Genomic DNA, 17,142 nt, shown 5'->3' with positions numbered 1-17,142 from the left:
AGAAGCATCATATAACGCTGACACAACGCTTACATTCGCTTCCTATTATCGCGCCGTTTCTCCCCTACCAAGAAACTATCTTTTATTCGTTAAGGAACTCGAATAGTGCGCAAATTTAAAATTCTATCATTAAGCCTAGCTGTTTCTATTGCCCTTGTTGGCTGTAATGATGACCACCACCACCATGATGACAACAATAAAGTTATTGATGGACAAACACTGACCCACACTCCAGAAGTCGTGAGTAAAGGTGATCAGCAAGTAAACAAACAAACCATCACCTTGGCTGCAACGTCTGACTTACACGGTCGCCTTCGCGGCTATGACTATGCCATTGATGCTGAAGACAAACACGCAGGTTTAACCCGTATTGCTACTATCTTAGAGCAACAACGCCTTTTAGATCCTAACCTTATTCTGTTAGATATCGGTGATACGGTACAAGGCAATTCAGCACAGCTATTTAATGATATGGAAACGCATCCAATGATCGATGCCTTACAATATCTTAATTACGACTTATGGGTGCCCGGTAACCACGAATTTAACTTTGATCGCTCATTCCTTGACCGTAACTTAGAAAACTTTGATGGCGCGGTAATTTCTAGCAACATCAAATGGGAATCAAATAACGCAAACTATCTGCGTGGCTTCCAGATTTATAACGTTAACGGCTGTAAAGTAGCGGTTATTGGTTTAACCCCTTCTTATGTCCCTAACTGGGAAGCATCAGCACCCGAGCATTTCAAAGGCTTAAAGTTTGAAGACGAGCTAAATGCAACACGTGCTGTCGTTGATGATGTTATTGCTCGCCACCAGCCGGATATTATTGTTGGTGCGCTGCACTTAGGTCGAACCGATCAAGGTGTTGGTGTATACAACATTGCCGCAGAGCTGGCTGACAAGTTTGATGTGATCATGGCAGGACACGAACACGCAACTTACATTGAAACCGTGAAAAAAGACGATCCTAACGGTAACGACATCAGTGTGAAAAGTGGCCTAGTTGAAGACAAAGCAAAATCAGGTAAATACGACGACAGTAATCGCCAAGGTTCAGTAAAAATCATTGAACCGGGTAAATGGGGTTCAGATTTAGCCATGGCGAAAATTGACGTTGAAAAAGATGCGTCAGGTAAATGGAAAATCGTTGATACCACCCTTTCTAACCTTGATACCAAAGAGATCGCAGAAAATCAGAACATGGTTGATGAATACCAAGATATTCATGATCGTTCTGTAGAAGATGCTCGTGAAACTTTGGGCAAAGTAGACGGTGACTTTGTTAACGGTGGCGGTGCTGATGAAGCAACAAACGATGACTACTTTGTTGATGACTTAGGTACGCGACTATACAGCACCATTCACAAAGCAAAAGTACAAGACAGCGCACTGATTGACTTAATTCAGTTCATTGAGCGTGAAAAATCAGGGGCGACAATTTCTGCTGCTGCGTTATTTAGCGACACTTCTAACCTACGTGATGGTCAAGACTACCAACGTAAAGACTCCGCAAACCTGTACAAATACGATAACGCACTCATTGGCGTAAACATCACAGGTGCACACCTTAAAGAGTACATGGAGTGGTCATACAACTACTTCAATACTTACAAAGAAGGTGATTTAACCGTTTCATTTAATCCAGAAGTTCAAGCGTATAACTACGACTTATTCGATGGTGCCATTGAATACACCGTGGATCTTACAAAGCCTGCTGGTGAACGTGTTGACATCACCCTTGTTGACGGCAAAGCGTTTGATCCAAATGCGACATACAAACTAGCATTAAACTCATACCGCTTTGGTACCCAAGGGGTCACTAATGGTTGGTTCACGAAAGATGATGTGTTCTACGATTCAAGTGATGCAACGGTTCCAGCAATCCGAGATATGATCACCGCTTACGTAACAGAGCATAACGGTATTAGCATCAACGATGAGCACCTAAACACCACGAATAACTGGCAAATTAAGCAGTTAGCACCGAACGGTGAAATCACAAAGAACCGTGCTAATAGCGATATCTGGGAACAGTTTACTCATCAACAACTGTGTATTCATATCAACCCAGATAACGTGAAATACCCAAGTATTAGTCATGCGTTAAACATGAACGATCCAACCAGTTATTTCAAAAACAAAGCCTATAAAGCAGACGGCAGTGCAACGAAAGAAGCACTCAACCTTGGCTGTAGCTGGACGGTTGATCCAAATAACAAAATTTAATCGTTTATAGCTTTCAACACCCTAAGCGGTAGAGACCCTCTACCGCTTTTTTTCTCTGACTATCTCTGTAGGCCACATGTTTCAAAAATACGTTTTCCCGATCATGATTTTTGCGCTCTCAACAGCTATTTTTCTTTACTCCCCTTTGTTGAGCCAATCTTTCCATCCAAATAAAACACAATCTCAGCATTTCGTCTCCGCAAAAGTGGAAAACATCATCGATGAAAATATCTTTGAAGATGATTTAGCGCCTGGGATATATCGCGGTACACAACACCTAAAAATCAAAGTACTTGAAGGTGAGCATGCCAATGAAACCGTTGAAATCAATAACCCATTAAGTCGTCAACATAACGTGTTATTGGATAAAGGTTCAGAATTCATATTGATGATCCGCGAAACCATTCACGGCAGCCATTTTTGGGCGTTTAACCACCAGCGTACTACTCCCATCTACACCATGGCACTGGTCTTTATTGGGCTTATTTTATTGTTTGGTGGACGCGCAGGCTTAAACGCTGTGATTTCACTGTATTTCACAGCCGCACTGATCATTGGCGTATTAATTCCAGCCATATTTGACGGAATAAACCCAGCCTTGGTCACTATCGAATTAATGGCAATAAAAATTGTCGTTAATTTCATCCTAGTTGCTGGTTATAACAAGAAAAGTCTGTGTGCGATATTAGGCACCTTAGTTGGGGTTATCATGGCGGGTATTTTTGCTCAAACCTTTGGCGAATGGGCACACCTATCAGGTATTTACTTAGATAAAGGTGAAGATGTCATTTACCTTGCCACAGAAAATCCTATTCAAGTGCGTTGGCTGATGTTTGTTACCATTATGATTGCCGCGCTAGGCGCCGTGATGGACGTTGCCATTTCAATTGCTTCATCGTATCAAGAGCTACAACAAGCCAATCCTAAACTCACTCCCAAGCAATTGATGCTTGCCAGCATGAACATAGGCAAAGACATCATGGGAACCATGACAAACACGTTAATTTTAGCGTTTGCAGGTAGCTCGCTCACCACCATCATGATGGTCTGGGGTCTTTCAATGCCTGTTGAACAGTTTATGAATACCCCAGTGATCGCGTTAAGCATTATTCACGGTTTAGCAGGCAGTATCGGTATTGTGCTTACCATTCCATTTACAGCCTTTATTGCTAGTAAAATCTTTAACCATCAAACTAATGAAAAACCAGAAATCAACGCTAACGTTAACAATGCTTTAGATAAGTAAAAAACTCAGTGTCTTTTTCGTAGTGATTTTTTTCATATAAGTTCTGCGCTTTTAAATTATCGATAGCAGTACTTAACATAATGAAAGAGGCCTGAGTTTCTTTCGCTAACTGATCAGCGCGATCAAGCAGCAACTGCGCAACCCCATGTTGGCGAGCAGATTCGGTTACAAACAGATCATAAAGCAACCAAGTACGATTCATTTCAAGCGAGCAAAACAGCGGATATAATTGAGTAAAACCAACATATTGCCCTTGTTCATCAACCACAAAGTAGATAACCGACTCTTTATTTCCTAAGCGTTGTTGCAGGTATTGAAGTGGGTTTTTCTCGCTATAATCTACTTCATAAAACGTTAGATATGCCTCATACAAAGGCGTAACGTGAGTTAAATCATCAAGGGTGGCTTCTTTAACAGTAAACATGACATACACCTTTTTTGGCTTAGATTGTTCTACCATTAATACCAATCATAGCCGCCAACTGACAAACAAACTGAGATTGAATTTTTAATACCCGCCACTCATCGATTACTTATAATCAGCTCATCCAGCAACAATAAGTCATCTGGCGTAAAACGGGATTTAAATGAAAAGGCATAAGGCGTTTCGCCATGTTCACGCAAATGCTCAAGTCGCGACACAGCGTGTTGTGGCGTGGGGATCTCATCATCTTCAACCCACCATAAAACATAATTAGCTTCCGTTAAGCCATGGAACCATTCACTTTTACGGCGCATAAAATCTTTATGATGCGTGCGGAACATAAAGTTTTTAAGATCATCCACCGAGTCCCAAATCGACATATTGACGATGATAGAAGGATCATCAAATAGCTGAATTTTCGTCGCATCACCAGATTCATCTTTTAAGCGCCATACAAAGCCATCACAGCTTTCAGCTATCGCATTCACCTTATCTAAGTTATCAACAAAGTCTTTAATCTCAGGTGCATCTAATGGGTATTTTGCCTTTGCGATATTGAATTGTGCCAGCTTCATGATTCGTCATTCTCCTTTTTCAAAAAAGTCGGATAATAAACTACGCTCATATTTGATAATGCGATCTATTGCTTTGCAAATTTATCCCTTCCATACGGTTCATAAGCAGTGAGGCTCTTAGAACTGCAAAAGCTAAGGCAGTGTTATTCGACCCTCAGATGGAAGAAAATAGCCGTGATGTTTTCCGCTGATCTTTTCCAATAAAGGCAACCACTTGCGTCGATGAAATTCAAATACACCTCTTTATCCGGTCAATAACGTATCTGACATAACAAGTGACATACCTTTATCCCTCTAATTACACATTACACCGCTTCTTTCAGATCGACACTGGCATGTAACTGCCCGACCGCTTTTAACCAACGCTTAATGTGTGGGTAGTCGCGTAAATCATAACCACCGTCATCAGCTACATGGGTGTAAGCATATAATGCAAAATCCGCTATCGTGACATTGTCACCTACCAAGAAGTTTGATTTCGACAATTGCTGCTCCATCACATCGAGGGCTTTATAGCCTTTTGCATGTAACGCTTCATACTGTTCAACTCTGTCTGCTGGCATACCCAAATAAACTTGAATGTAACGTGCTACCGCAATATAAGGTTCATGCGAATACTGCTCGAAGAACAACCATTGATAGACTTTAGCTTTGAGAAAACTGTCTTGGGGTAAATATTCAGAGCCTTCTGCGAAATAACTCAAAATCGCATTCGACTCATACAGCACTCGGCCATCATCCAACACCACAACAGGGATTTTTCCATTAGGATTCAACGCTAAAAATTCAGGCGTATGGGTTTCGTTCTCCAAAATATTAATATGCTGCCACTGATGCTCAATCCCTAGCAGTGACAAAATCAACTTCACTTTCAAACAATTTCCCGACTGTAAATCGCCATAAACAACCATAACCACTCCTTGTATTGTCTGGGTTTGAACTGAAAGCACTTTTCCGCCCTCATTGATAAAGTTAACTGTAATCAGCAAAGCACGATTCGACTATCGTAAAATACGAATACCAACTATCAATAATATTGAAGTATTTACCGCTTGTTATGGAAGTGATTTAACGCTATGTTTTTATTGCTAAATAGAGGGATATCATATGGATATTGATGCATTAAGAAGCTTTTTAGCTTTCGTAGAAACTGGCAGTTTCACCCGCGTAGCCAAGCAAAGCTTTCGATCTCAATCTGCCATTAGCATGCAGATGAAAAAGCTTGAAGATGAACTCAATACTCAGCTATTTACTAAAGATGGTCGAATGCTGGTATTAACAGAAGATGGGCAACGCTTAGCAACGCATGCCACCCAAATTATCGCAACCCACGATGAAGCCTTGCTAGAACTTAAAAACAAGTTACCGCAACAAACCATCCACCTTGGTTGTCCTGATGATTATGCGGAGTCTATCTTGCCCTATATTGTGGCTTTACTCCGTGAAGAACACCCACACATTAGCCTGCAAATCACCTGTGCGCCAAGCGTATATTTAAAAGGTTTACTTGACAGTAATCGACTTGATCTTGCTATTGTTACCCGTTCACCTACCTCACAAGAAGGCTATTTTCTCCAAACCGACAAAGGTATATGGGTTGGCTCGCCACATCACGACATTGTTAACCTGCAACCTTTACCAATTGTATTATTCCAACGCGACTGTAAATTCCACGATGCCGCCATTGAAGGCTTCATAAAACGTAACCGCCATTATCAGCTCGTCAGTTGTTGCAGCAGTGCAACGGCAAACAAAGGCTTAGTAAGACAAGGCTTGGCAATTTCTGCGATGGCGAAATGCAGCATGCCGAATGATCTGATCGAGCTTACCGCCCCGCACCTGCCTAGCTTACCTGTGGTTGATATAGTGTTATCACTGCCGAGTAAGCCACACCTTTTACTTTCACCTGAAAGTATCAACCGCATGATTGATCGCTACCAGTGTGAACAATTTGCGACAGAAAAGTGCTAAATACCGAGTGCCTATTACATAAGAAACGATGATCTTTAATTGAATAACAGTATTACTTTCAAGACAATCAAATCAAAAAGCTTTAGCTAATCTCAAAAGTACGATTACTTAGATACTGACTTTTTTGTTGGGATCTTTCATACATAAACAATAGGAATATGCTATGAAAAAATGGAGTCTTTTAGCTTTGGCATCGGCTTTATTGCTGGGGTGTGGTTCTAATGATGCTGAAGATGCGATTGTAGAAACCGTTGGGCTAAATATCGATAGCTTATCGAGCCAACAAAAACAAAATTATGCCCAGATCTCAACTGACATTAATACATTGATTATTTATATTGGTGGCCAATGTTTGACGGCTGAATCAAACAAAAATCCTAGCCTGACGCTGACAGGCTTTACCTGTAACATCGCCGATCATAAAGACGCAGTAAGCCAAACTCAGTTTTCTAGCATTTCGTTGATCAGTGGCGTGCTTGATATTACCCGTTCTAGTGAAACCGACTTCAAAATTCAAACCAAAGATAACGTCAAGTTTCATGCTGCTAGCATTAGCGATGGCACATTAAATTATCGCCTTGTTGATGATAACGCGATTCACTTTATTGTAAATGAAACAGGATCAGATAGCGCATCGTTCAGAGGCTTCTTCCGTGACGATAAAACCGTAGATGTCACCTATTGGACGGCAGAATCATTAGGTACCACCCCATTTGATTATGATGAAGATACCAATAGCCAACATAGCTGGCTGGCAAACGGCACAGCGAAAATTACAGGGAAAGACGATAAAACCTTTAACTGGGGAACCAGTGCCACTGGTGAGGTAGAGCTACCGCTAACAGAATAATATTGAGCGGCTAAGCCGAAAACTCAAACGCCCTGTTTGACAACAAAGAGAGTTAAACAAGCGCACTAAGCGACTTCTTGAAACAAAAGCCAGTATATAAATCAAAGTGTTGTCATCACTAAGATGGCAACGTTTTTTCATTTACGCAATTCTCTAAGTCGACTAATAACAAACAGATAATCAACCAAACTAATGACTCCACCATTAGAATAATGCAAACTATTATCATTACTGTTATTTGAGATGGATTTTTACGTAATGAATATTGCAATTTGGGGTGCTTCAACTGGATTAGGCGCAGCAATGGTAGATTACTTTTATGCTCAAGGTATGAACGTTATCGCCATTGCACGTAACCCGAATAAAAATACCAAGCTTGCCGAGCACAACATACCGTCCCTTTGTTGTGATGCAACAGATAAACAACAAGTTGAAGCGGCGGTATCAGCACTGCCCGACAACACCTTTAATATCTCGACAATGGGCAGTTTTCGCTCTGATACACCTGTCGATTATATTGGCCACCGCTACTTAACAAATGCATTAGAACAAAGCACTTCACAACACTTATTGTTAATTACTTCACTGGGTTGTGGTGATAGTTGGCAATACCTTTCAGACCGTGCAAAAGCAGGTTTTGGCAGCGCAGTGCGTGAGAAAACACTCGCTGAAGCTTGGCTACAAAGCAGCAGTTTGAATTACACGATTCTACGACCTGGCGGACTGAAAGATGGTGAGCCAACCCAGCTAGGTGAGTTATCACAACATAAAGAAGTGCATGGCGCGATCACTCGGGGAGAAGTCGCCCGATTAAGCCATGAATTGCTGTTAAGAAATGATGCTAATGGTCAGATTTTCCAGTGTGTTGATCCCAGCATCGCCCCTTATTAATCACCACGTTATTAGCAAGTAAGAATTAGAAAGAATAGATAAAAAAAGCGCGATTTAAAAAATCGGGCTTTTTTATAACATTATAGAAAGACGTTGCAGCCCCTTTCATGCTTACACTACCAACCCTCATTTAGCTCTTTCGTGCGCTGGATAGTTTCTGTAATTAGGCAGTCGTGTAAATCCTCTAACCCACCAGAGCCACTTTCACTATGATAAAACATGCCACACTTAGCATCTCTGTATTGAATCCATAATCGTTGGGTTTTTCTTAGATCTTCTTTACGAAAATCTTGGATTCTCGCCATGTATTGCTTATAAGCCGTATTGAGCAATTTATCTCTTTTCGATAATTCCTCGTTCATACATTTAACAACGGCTGGGCTATAGGCTCCTAACGTATCAATGCACTGATCAAACTCTTTACTGTAATCGGCAAACGCAGAGTTAAAGAAGATTGGCAAAATGAAAGCCATAATCATTGGGTAATAAAACCGTTTTTTCATCATACATCCTTGTTCATCCCCATCACTAACCACAATCTTAACTAACTGAATATTAGATAGTAAATGGTTTTATCCAAAAACATTACAAGCTACATATCTGGTATCACAATAATGACTATCGTGACAAAACAGCCAGTGACTAGTGAATGACTCGGCATTTGTCGTGATGTAGTGCTTACTTGTAGTATGGAAAATTATCGTTATTACCCGTTCGAGTCACGTTAAGGTTGAAAACCCACTTCATTTGCACACAAAAGATAATAAAAAAGCGATGCCGTATAAATTACAGCGTCGCTTTTATTTGAGCCTTATACCTTACCTCGTTTTCTGTTTTTCAAGGCGGTATAAATCAGACTCACCAATGCCAATAATTGAAATAGCCAAAACAGAGGAATAAAACCAAACGATTCGATTAACACGCCATTGTCATCGACATAAGAGCCTTTATAGGTGTAAACAGCCAGACATCCCCACCCGATAACGCTCAAAAGGATAGTAACTCTGTATCTACTGATTAATTTCATCTGAGGCCACCTTTAATATTCACTCAAGCGAAACCCACTGTGGATTGTGCATACCTTATCTAATCTACTTTAAAAAGTATGATAACTCAGCCTCGAAAGAATCGCTTGGTGATCACACAGTTCATGGAGATTGACTAACTCATTTTTGGACAATTATTACTTTCAAATAGTCATTGAGAAGCCTGTTTTAATGTTAGAAAAAGTATTGTAAAGGCAAGCTTATTTGGTATTTAACAATCACTTTTTTTCATAAGTTATGTTAACAATTTCAAACCTAAAAGCCTTAACAGTCTGAATTTATATAACAACAAAATTTACCATGAATATTGTGGTTCATCCCCGTGGATACGGGGAACACTGTTAGAAACTTATCCCATTCACACGTTTTTGCGGTTCATCCCCGTGGATACGGGGAACACTTAGCCTGGAACTTACCATCCGACCAAATCCACGGTTCATCCCCGTGGATACGGGGAACACAGTTTTGTTGTGGATAACTACTATATCCTCAACGGTTCATCCCCGTGGATACGGGGAACACTAATACAGTTGGCATCTTCATTATTTATAAACCGGTTCATCCCCGTGGATACGGGGAACACCGCCTTCTTCTGGATTTGGGATAGCGGCATCCCGGTTCATCCCCGTGGATACGGGGAACACGTATGTATGGAAGAAACACTTCAACCCCAGTACGGTTCATCCCCGTGGATACGGGGAACACCTCTGTGACTGTAGGCGGTAGGATCACTATTTCGGTTCATCCCCGTGGATACGGGGAACACAAAAAGTGATGCGCCTAGACCTGATTTTGTCACGGTTCATCCCCGTGGATACGGGGAACACTTCGGGGTATTTAACTATCGTCATAATTTAGTCGGTTCATCCCCGTGGATACGGGGAACACAATCATTGAATCTAAGTACTCTCCGTTACTATCGGTTCATCCCCGTGGATACGGGGAACACTCATTCAAAAACGATAGTGCTTCCCTTATCTCCGGTTCATCCCCGTGGATACGGGGAACACGGATTAATTAAATAAAAACAGGGGGTCACATGCGGTTCATCCCCGTGGATACGGGGAACACCTAGTTTTGAATTAACAGTATTTGAATTTGAACGGTTCATCCCCGTGGATACGGGGAACACATCCTTCTATGCTATAACTTCACTTGCCAACTCGGTTCATCCCCGTGGATACGGGGAACACGTCTCACTGAATGATACAGCTCATCTTTAAGTCGGTTCATCCCCGTGGATACGGGGAACACTGCTTAGGATCTCACTAATAAATTTTTGCTGGCGGTTCATCCCCGTGGATACGGGGAACACTTCAGTCATAGCCCAGTTGTGATAAATACGCCCGGTTCATCCCCGTGGATACGGGGAACACAGAAACGGCACAAACTGGTGGTATTCGTGGTTCGGTTCATCCCCGTGGATACGGGGAACACAGAAACGGCACAAACTGGTGGTATTCGTGGTTCGGTTCATCCCCGTGGATACGGGGAACACAAAACGGCATTTGTTAGAAAGATGAATGTCATCGGTTCATCCCCGTGGATACGGGGAACACTGTTTTTTATATACAAGTGAGGCGATAGCAGGCGGTTCATCCCCGTGGATACGGGGAACACATCGATTACCTCATTCCCGAAACAATCCCAACCGGTTCATCCCCGTGGATACGGGGAACACATCGATTACCTCATTCCCGAAACAATCCCAACCGGTTCATCCCCGTGGATACGGGGAACACCTTACACCAACAGAAAGGTAATCTTCATAAAACGGTTCATCCCCGTGGATACGGGGAACACCAGACTGAAAAGAACCGATCTCAAACCCACTACGGTTCATCCCCGTGGATACGGGGAACACATGCCACCACTGAAACAGTTGTCGAATAACTCCGGTTCATCCCCGTGGATACGGGGAACACTCTAAATTTATTTTATTGATTTATAAGATAAATAACCATCACTAAAAATCTACCAGCTTTTTAAAGAACTTTTTTTATTCAGTTATCATATCTGTGGGTGAAAATTTCACTAAACGTAACCCATCTAAATCAACGGGCTCTCGACGATTTTTGCCATAAGTTTGGAAATCAAAACCTGATTCGGTATTGGTTCCCCACGCCATTACAACATTGCCATCTTCAGCAAGACATTCAATTTGTTCCCAGATCATTTCTCTGATTTTTCGAGAAACGTTCCCTATATATACACCAGCCCTAACTTCTAATAACCAAACAGCAAGACGTCCTCGTAATCGAGGCGGTACCACTTCAGTAACCACCACAAGCATACTCATAAACTATTTGCTCCTATGACCACTATCACCAATCGCAATTGGCTCTGGTATAGCAGGCGGTTGCGCATCTATATAAGGTTCAGGAGGTGTAATATCTCCAGCACTGAGTACTTCATCGATAAGTGGTATCAGTTTTTTCAACGTTTGGTGTTTACGGAATTCTTCTCTACAGGCCAGTCTAACTTGTCTATCAGGAGATAATGGTCGATATGAGGCAACTTTAAAAGCAGCAGGAACAACGGTATCAAATTTAATGATATCAGCAATATCATAGACAAATGAAAGCGGCTTACCTGTATGTAAAAAGCCTATCGCTGGAGCATAACCCGCAGCTAAAATAGCAGCTTCTGTTACCCCATATAAGCAAGCTGTCGCCGCACTAATACATTGATTGATTACATCGCCTTTATCCCAGTCTTTTGGATCATAACGACGGCCTTTCCATTTCACATCATATTGCAGAGCCAGTTTTTGGTATGTTTTACGAACTCGTGCCCCTTCAATTCCTCGTAATTGGTCAACACTACGCCGAGCTGGAGCGACATCACCAAAACGTAATTCAAACATTTTACGAACAACTTTTAAGCGCAAATCAGGGTCTAGCGCTAATTTAGCTTGATAAAGTAGCTTATCTGAACGGGCGCCTCCAGGTTGACCAACAGAATAGACTCGAACACCAGCCTCACCCACCCAAATTAATAATGTACCAGTGGCTGCAGCTAATTTTATCGCAGCATGGCTAATACGCGTTCCTGGCTCTAACAATAAACAAGCTATGGATCCCACTGGTATATGCATACGTTCGCCATTAACATCATCAATGACAACAAAAGCGCCATCTCTAACATCAATACGCCCCATTCCGACAAATATCATTGAATTACGATCTTTAATTGGAATCGGTTTCAGTGGGATAAATGCCATTAAATACCTCGAATTAACATCAAACCGCAACCTAGTGCTTTTGCCCGCCCAAAACCTTGTTGATATTGAGTGAGGAATTTCTCAGGACTCTGTATCGTCAAAACCCCTTGATAATCCACACTAGAAAATTGAATACGCTGCTTCGTTTTTTTGTCACTTTGATGCTGGGTATACGCTTCAATATCAGGTACAACATCAAGGCTGATCCCCCATTGCTCTAAACGTTTCGGATCACACAGCCATTGTTGAGCTGCTTGCTGCATATAATGCGGTAACATTTCTGCATCAATGTCTTGTTGTTTAGCTTGATATTTAGCATGCATCATCACATCATGACGCTTTTTAGTCGTATTGTTCCAAACGGTTGGATTTGCACGTAATTTAAACGCTAAACGTTGCCCGGCTTTTAATTGCGGAGTAAACGGTTTAGTTTGTATTTGCCATTGCGCATTCGTTTCATCAGGAGCAACTCGCGATAACACCCAAAAAACTGGCAATCCATTTGGCATTAGCTCTTGCCGATAAATAAATTGGCGTTCTGACTGTTGATGAAATAATTGCCATAATAACTGGTGTGCCGCATAGGCATCATTACGTTGTAGCATTAGCAATGTTTCTGCTAACGTTGCCGACGGTGCAAGTGTTATTTTTGATAAATACATGCTGTTATTCATCCTCTAAAATCGGCAAAGTTACTTGGTGCATAATACGTTGTGTAAACTGCCACCGCTGACGATTGAGAGGCTCATCCCACGGTTGAGTAGTGATCACCACGTTATCACCAATATCATCCATTGCTGCTTTATCACCCGACCAATAGTAAGTCGCAACACGATGCTGACCAACACAACCAAACCAATAGCGATCGCTTTTTTCACTTCCCGTAATGGCAGGAAATGACGTATCTAATGCTTGCTTTAATGAGCATGGTTCTAAAATAGTTGGCATTAACGGTAACGCTGGCGGACACGATTTTCGGCCAAGGCATAGCGGATAAGCTGGTGTTAATAACGCTTGCTGTAGTTGCTCTAATGAAAACATAGCGTCATTCGTCAGTGATACTGCAACTACCCAAATGCCATCACAGCGATAATCACGACTTGATAACACTGTCGCCAACTTGCCCATATCAAGCTCTTGTTTACGAGTGTGGTAGTGCACTTTGTTATTATTTGCAGCTACTTGTGTCGTGTGATAATCGCGTAACAACGAACTTGGCACCCATTGTTTGATCGAAAACTGTACGCTTTTTTGCAGCATCGTCAGTGTTGGTTGATCATCACGTTTAATACCAAGTCCTGCGCCTAACAATCCTAATAATGCAGAACGAGATGGAATAATGCCGGTATGACGATCACCGCCAACAGCCGGTTGCCCCCAACTTGCCATCGCACCATAAAGTCGAAAAACTAAATAAGGTTGCATATTTGCTCCCTTACTCAGTCACAAACTGACAAAGCTCTGCAAATGATCCTTCACCAATCATTGCATTAACTTCATAACGGCTGTCTGCACAAGCCCCATAAACTTTATCAAAATTAATAACTTGTTTTGAAATTGCATTAATTGCTGCCGTTGCCATATCTTGATCATTAATTGGTTTTAAAAATGCTACCGATAATGAACGTGGTTGTTGCTGACCTTTTTCAGCCATTACGTAGCTAGCATAAGCACGTGATGCAAAACTATTTTGTTTACCCGTAGGTGAAACTTTCACTGCTGCTTCAGTTAGGGCGGCAATTGCGGCGTTAGCAAGAGTTTCATCCCCACTAAGATTTTCAATTAATTGGGTTTTATTGATGCAGATATAGTTATAAAACAATGCCGATGCAAACCCTGCTTCACCAATATGCGCCGAGCCTGAATCTGTTTTTCCGTCGTTAAGATCATCGACAGCAGTAAAGTAATCATCTTCAATAGTAACCTGATGAACGCTGATTGCATGTGCCACCTGACAAGCAGCATCTACATTAAACTCCGGTGCAGAAGCCAGCATTCGACCAAATAGAGCGATATCAACCGCGGTTTGTTGTGATTTTAATGCTTTTAATTCATCTGCTGTTGGCTCACGATCTTCTTGTGCAATAACACTAACTAAAGATAACGCCAAATCTTGCTCAACAGGGCTAATATGTGACAGTTGTTCAATCTCTAAACTATCTTTTTTTAATTTTCCAAACTGACCAGCAATTAATCCTGCCCATTTTGTCGCACTTTTCTCTTTAACATTTAGAGCAATCAATGCATCAAATACAGTTTGACCAAAACGTTTAGTACGAATACCTAGCTTGCCAGCCATCGCTTGTTCAAATAAATCAGAAGTACGCCAGTGACGTTTTTGACTTTGTGAGCTAACACGTAAACGATCAAAACCGCCCATTTTTGCAGTTTTTGGACGACCTAAATCATCACGATTTAAGTTAGATGGTGCGTAAGAGGTAAGTGTATGAAGCTGAATAAATTGGCTCATTATTAATGTTCCCATATAAATAAAATGAAATTCTTATTTTGCTGCGCGATAGTAATCCATTGCCCATTTCACGCCAATGCGATGTTTAGCTCGAACAAGCCCTGAACGATGGTATTCGCTAAACCATTGCTCAATATCTTTAGCTAAAGTCAGTGGATCTACTTTCCCTTTCATTAACTTCAGCAAACGGCGCAAAGTACGCAATAATTCATCAGGCGTTTTAGCTGCTTGTAACTGAGAAAATCGCATTTCACTCACTAATGATTTATCGCTTTTTTCTGTTTTTTTACCAGCAGCTGTGGCTATCCCATCTTGATAGCCAGGGGATACATGAATTAACGATGCTGCAATAACAGCCCAACATTCCATATCATTCGCTGAACGCGACTCTTGCTCTGGAAGGTTTAGCCATAATGTGCGAAAAGCATCTTGCATTAATACCGCATCGACTGATTCAGCCCGCTTTAACTTTGCTTTATGACCACTTGGCGCAGACAGTAGATGCTTTTCTTTTAATTCGGCATCAGAAAGCACTAAACTTTGCCACCACCCCCTAAGTACTTTTTCTTCTGTGTTACTTAGCATGTTTAGTATCCTTAGCTGTTATAAGGTTATGATCATTGTTAAATGCTTTAATATTTTTACTACCATATAACCACCCCATTAATTTTCCTCTCGCATCCATACGTTTTGCCATTGAACGTATATCGCCCAAGTCATCTAAGGCGTAATTATCAAACAATTGCGTACTCACTGATTGAATGGTATTGCGCCAATGTTTAGCTTGCTCTGAGGTTAATGCAGATTGCTGTTGATTGAGATTATGAGCAATATGAGAAACCGTTAAATAGAACGTCGCTTCAGTTTGTTGCCAAAAATCAAGATCAATAAAGCTGGTGTCGCCTTTAGTTTTATCTTTCTTTTTTTTATTTTCTTTTAGTTTTCGTTCTTCTGGATATTCAAACCATGCTGCTTTTATTTGGCTACGGGTTTGATAGAGTGCGTTATTAGCCAAATCTTGTAATTCTTTCGTCGCATTAATAATGTCATCATGACTTTCAGCTTCCACATCAAACAACGGCATCATGGTGCTATACCAACCACGTGGTTTCATGTTGTCCATGTCATAGCCAAATACCCATAATTGTGGTTGTTCATGCCATTTTCGTTTAGCGACATCGTTATAATGATCAACAACACGCGCACAAATATGACCATTACCGTCACTAGATAATGTCATTACATCCCAGTTTTTATAACTAATACCACCGGGTTGCCCTTTTTGGGAAAGATGATCTTCGTTTGGTTTTTTGGGATTCCATTTATAAGGTGTAAACGGATGCGGATCCCAATTACCGACATAATTATTACCGTAATTTTTAGTGCGGTAATGACACACACATTGCTCGCTATTTTCGCCACTTATCAAACATTGTACAGGCTCATCATCAATCACTAATCGAATGCGACGCGGCATCGCCCAATAGATATGTAACGGGTGAATCCCTTCTGTTGATGGATAAATTTCACTACCTTTTTTGCTACTTTCAATTGTCGATGCCAACCAAGGAAAAACACTACCATCATGAAAATTAGGATCGTCATAACGCCATGTGTTACGATTAATGACATTGAGCCACAACTTACTCCATAACGAACTTTGTTCATCACTCGGCATAACCAACGTAGTTAATGGACCACCGCCACGTAAACCTACACGATGACCTGAACCACCTGATGGTGCATTAATTTGTAATGTAAACAACGCTAATGCAGCCATTGCTGGTGACATCACTTCACCGATACCACGTTTAACAAAAAAATCTGTATTGTTCTTAATACCATTCGCGCCCGGTGCATCAATCAGCAATCCACTAATTGGACTTAATTCTTGCTGAGATAATGGATCATGATCTTGCATAAACAAAGGACCATCACCGGTTAACTCAAAGGCATGTTCAATCGTATTAAAAGCCGATGTTAGTTCATCTGCCGTTGGCGATAGTGCATAGTACTGGTGCCATTGCTTCTTATCTTTAGGTGCAAAAGCCGTTTGTAATATCCCTATTACTAATTGATAAGCCGCTCCCTGAAAGTCAGCACGAGGTAATGCAAAATCAACAACATCAGGATCTGTAATTGCCACTAATGATCGCCATTCTTGATCACCATTACGTAGTCGGAAAGGTAACCATGACGCATGAAGTAAATTCATTT

At 41.3% G+C, this 17,142-nt stretch carries 17 protein-coding genes and 1 CRISPR repeat array; of the genes, 5 read left to right on the top strand and 12 right to left on the bottom strand.

The window, feature by feature from the left end:
• The first annotated feature begins 105 nt into the window (after positions 1–105).
• The gene (locus tag C9J38_RS09745; RefSeq protein ID WP_107206908.1) at positions 106–2,229 is read left to right on the top strand and encodes a bifunctional UDP-sugar hydrolase/5'-nucleotidase; all 2,124 of its coding nucleotides are present in this window, start codon (positions 106–108) and stop codon (positions 2,227–2,229) included.
• A gap of 76 nt (positions 2,230–2,305) precedes the next feature.
• Positions 2,306–3,475 carry a YibE/F family protein gene (locus C9J38_RS09740; RefSeq protein ID WP_107206907.1) on the top strand — a complete coding sequence of 390 codons (1,170 nt, stop codon included), beginning with the start codon at positions 2,306–2,308 and terminating at the stop codon, positions 3,473–3,475.
• Here C9J38_RS09740 and C9J38_RS09735 read toward each other — a convergent pair.
• The 3 genes from C9J38_RS09735 to C9J38_RS09725 form a co-directional block, all read right to left on the bottom strand.
• Positions 3,453–3,899 (bottom strand): GNAT family N-acetyltransferase, encoded by a 447-nt coding sequence (locus tag C9J38_RS09735; RefSeq protein WP_107206906.1) that lies wholly within the window; start codon positions 3,897–3,899, stop codon positions 3,453–3,455. The two genes, C9J38_RS09740 and C9J38_RS09735, sit on opposite strands and share 23 nt — an antisense overlap.
• A gap of 98 nt (positions 3,900–3,997) precedes the next feature.
• Positions 3,998–4,474, bottom strand: a complete 477-nt coding sequence (locus C9J38_RS09730) for a DUF3291 domain-containing protein (protein ID WP_107206905.1) — start codon at positions 4,472–4,474, stop codon at positions 3,998–4,000.
• 305 nt (positions 4,475–4,779) lie between these two features.
• On the bottom strand, positions 4,780–5,385 hold the full coding sequence (locus C9J38_RS09725; RefSeq protein ID WP_107206904.1) for a glutathione S-transferase family protein: 606 nt from the start codon (positions 5,383–5,385) through the stop codon (positions 4,780–4,782).
• A gap of 196 nt (positions 5,386–5,581) precedes the next feature.
• On the opposite strand from C9J38_RS09725, the gene C9J38_RS09720 reads away from it, so the two are divergent.
• The 3 genes from C9J38_RS09720 (at position 5,582) to C9J38_RS09710 (ending at position 8,186) form a co-directional block, all read left to right on the top strand.
• Positions 5,582–6,445, top strand: a complete 864-nt coding sequence (locus tag C9J38_RS09720) for a LysR family transcriptional regulator (protein ID WP_107206903.1) — start codon at positions 5,582–5,584, stop codon at positions 6,443–6,445.
• A 163-nt stretch (positions 6,446–6,608) separates the two neighbouring features.
• Entirely contained in the window at positions 6,609–7,295 is a 687-nt protein-coding gene (locus C9J38_RS09715; protein WP_107206902.1) for a hypothetical protein, read from the top strand.
• Positions 7,296–7,553: 258 nt separating this feature from the next.
• Positions 7,554–8,186: an SDR family NAD(P)-dependent oxidoreductase gene (locus C9J38_RS09710; protein WP_107206901.1), complete on the top strand. Its 633-nt coding sequence runs from the start codon at positions 7,554–7,556 to the stop codon at positions 8,184–8,186.
• Positions 8,187–8,302: 116 nt separating this feature from the next.
• Here C9J38_RS09710 and C9J38_RS09705 read toward each other — a convergent pair whose 3' ends face one another.
• From C9J38_RS09705 to casA, 9 genes are all read right to left on the bottom strand, one after another.
• The gene (locus C9J38_RS09705; RefSeq protein WP_107206900.1) at positions 8,303–8,689 is read right to left on the bottom strand and encodes a lysozyme inhibitor LprI family protein; all 387 of its coding nucleotides are present in this window, start codon (positions 8,687–8,689) and stop codon (positions 8,303–8,305) included.
• A gap of 308 nt (positions 8,690–8,997) precedes the next feature.
• Positions 8,998–9,213 carry a DUF3955 domain-containing protein gene (locus C9J38_RS09700; protein WP_107206899.1) on the bottom strand — a complete coding sequence of 72 codons (216 nt, stop codon included), beginning with the start codon at positions 9,211–9,213 and terminating at the stop codon, positions 8,998–9,000.
• Positions 9,214–9,542: 329 nt separating this feature from the next.
• A CRISPR array of direct repeats spans positions 9,543–11,157; the repeat unit is 29 nt; unit sequence CGGTTCATCCCCGTGGATACGGGGAACAC.
• 74 nt (positions 11,158–11,231) lie between these two features.
• Complete coding sequence (gene cas2e, locus C9J38_RS09695; protein ID WP_107206898.1) at positions 11,232–11,531, bottom strand: type I-E CRISPR-associated endoribonuclease Cas2e; 300 nt, start codon at positions 11,529–11,531, stop codon at positions 11,232–11,234.
• 3 nt (positions 11,532–11,534) lie between these two features.
• Positions 11,535–12,455 (bottom strand): type I-E CRISPR-associated endonuclease Cas1e, encoded by a 921-nt coding sequence (cas1e, locus tag C9J38_RS09690; protein WP_107206897.1) that lies wholly within the window; start codon positions 12,453–12,455, stop codon positions 11,535–11,537.
• A complete protein-coding gene (gene cas6e, locus C9J38_RS09685) occupies positions 12,455–13,117 on the bottom strand; it encodes a type I-E CRISPR-associated protein Cas6/Cse3/CasE (protein ID WP_107206896.1) in 663 nt (220 codons plus the stop codon). Before cas6e ends, cas1e begins: the two co-directional genes overlap by 1 nt.
• Before the next feature lie 4 nt (positions 13,118–13,121).
• Positions 13,122–13,880 carry a type I-E CRISPR-associated protein Cas5/CasD gene (gene cas5e / locus C9J38_RS09680; RefSeq protein ID WP_107206895.1) on the bottom strand — a complete coding sequence of 253 codons (759 nt, stop codon included), beginning with the start codon at positions 13,878–13,880 and terminating at the stop codon, positions 13,122–13,124.
• 10 nt (positions 13,881–13,890) lie between these two features.
• The gene (cas7e, locus tag C9J38_RS09675) at positions 13,891–14,925 is read right to left on the bottom strand and encodes a type I-E CRISPR-associated protein Cas7/Cse4/CasC (protein ID WP_107206894.1); all 1,035 of its coding nucleotides are present in this window, start codon (positions 14,923–14,925) and stop codon (positions 13,891–13,893) included.
• A 33-nt stretch (positions 14,926–14,958) separates the two neighbouring features.
• Complete coding sequence (gene casB / locus C9J38_RS09670; RefSeq protein WP_107206893.1) at positions 14,959–15,510, bottom strand: type I-E CRISPR-associated protein Cse2/CasB; 552 nt, start codon at positions 15,508–15,510, stop codon at positions 14,959–14,961.
• Positions 15,500–17,140 (bottom strand): type I-E CRISPR-associated protein Cse1/CasA, encoded by a 1,641-nt coding sequence (gene casA, locus C9J38_RS09665; RefSeq protein ID WP_107206892.1) that lies wholly within the window; start codon positions 17,138–17,140, stop codon positions 15,500–15,502. The genes casB and casA overlap by 11 nt, the downstream gene beginning before the upstream one ends.
• Between the last annotated feature and the right edge of the window lie 2 nt (positions 17,141–17,142).

Source organism: Photobacterium sp. GB-210, from assembly GCF_003026075.1.
Taxonomy (GTDB): domain Bacteria; phylum Pseudomonadota; class Gammaproteobacteria; order Enterobacterales; family Vibrionaceae; genus Photobacterium.
Note: the sequence above shows the minus strand (reverse complement) of the source record. Positions and strands in the feature narration are given on the sequence as shown.

Coding starts and splice junctions, on each gene's coding strand:
- casB (WP_107206893.1), bottom strand. CDS start 15,510: ATGCTAAGTAACACAGAAGAAAAAGTACTTAGGGGGTGGTGGCAAAGT.
- cas6e (WP_107206896.1), bottom strand. CDS start 13,117: ATGTATTTATCAAAAATAACACTTGCACCGTCGGCAACGTTAGCAGAA.
- cas7e (WP_107206894.1), bottom strand. CDS start 14,925: ATGAGCCAATTTATTCAGCTTCATACACTTACCTCTTACGCACCATCT.
- C9J38_RS09730 (WP_107206905.1), bottom strand. CDS start 4,474: ATGAAGCTGGCACAATTCAATATCGCAAAGGCAAAATACCCATTAGAT.
- C9J38_RS09700 (WP_107206899.1), bottom strand. CDS start 9,213: ATGAAATTAATCAGTAGATACAGAGTTACTATCCTTTTGAGCGTTATC.
- cas1e (WP_107206897.1), bottom strand. CDS start 12,455: ATGGCATTTATCCCACTGAAACCGATTCCAATTAAAGATCGTAATTCA.
- C9J38_RS09710 (WP_107206901.1), top strand. CDS start 7,554: ATGAATATTGCAATTTGGGGTGCTTCAACTGGATTAGGCGCAGCAATG.
- C9J38_RS09720 (WP_107206903.1), top strand. CDS start 5,582: ATGGATATTGATGCATTAAGAAGCTTTTTAGCTTTCGTAGAAACTGGC.
- C9J38_RS09740 (WP_107206907.1), top strand. CDS start 2,306: ATGTTTCAAAAATACGTTTTCCCGATCATGATTTTTGCGCTCTCAACA.
- cas2e (WP_107206898.1), bottom strand. CDS start 11,531: ATGAGTATGCTTGTGGTGGTTACTGAAGTGGTACCGCCTCGATTACGA.
- C9J38_RS09705 (WP_107206900.1), bottom strand. CDS start 8,689: ATGAAAAAACGGTTTTATTACCCAATGATTATGGCTTTCATTTTGCCA.
- C9J38_RS09735 (WP_107206906.1), bottom strand. CDS start 3,899: ATGTTTACTGTTAAAGAAGCCACCCTTGATGATTTAACTCACGTTACG.
- casA (WP_107206892.1), bottom strand. CDS start 17,140: ATGAATTTACTTCATGCGTCATGGTTACCTTTCCGACTACGTAATGGT.
- C9J38_RS09725 (WP_107206904.1), bottom strand. CDS start 5,385: ATGGTTGTTTATGGCGATTTACAGTCGGGAAATTGTTTGAAAGTGAAG.
- C9J38_RS09715 (WP_107206902.1), top strand. CDS start 6,609: ATGAAAAAATGGAGTCTTTTAGCTTTGGCATCGGCTTTATTGCTGGGG.
- cas5e (WP_107206895.1), bottom strand. CDS start 13,880: ATGCAACCTTATTTAGTTTTTCGACTTTATGGTGCGATGGCAAGTTGG.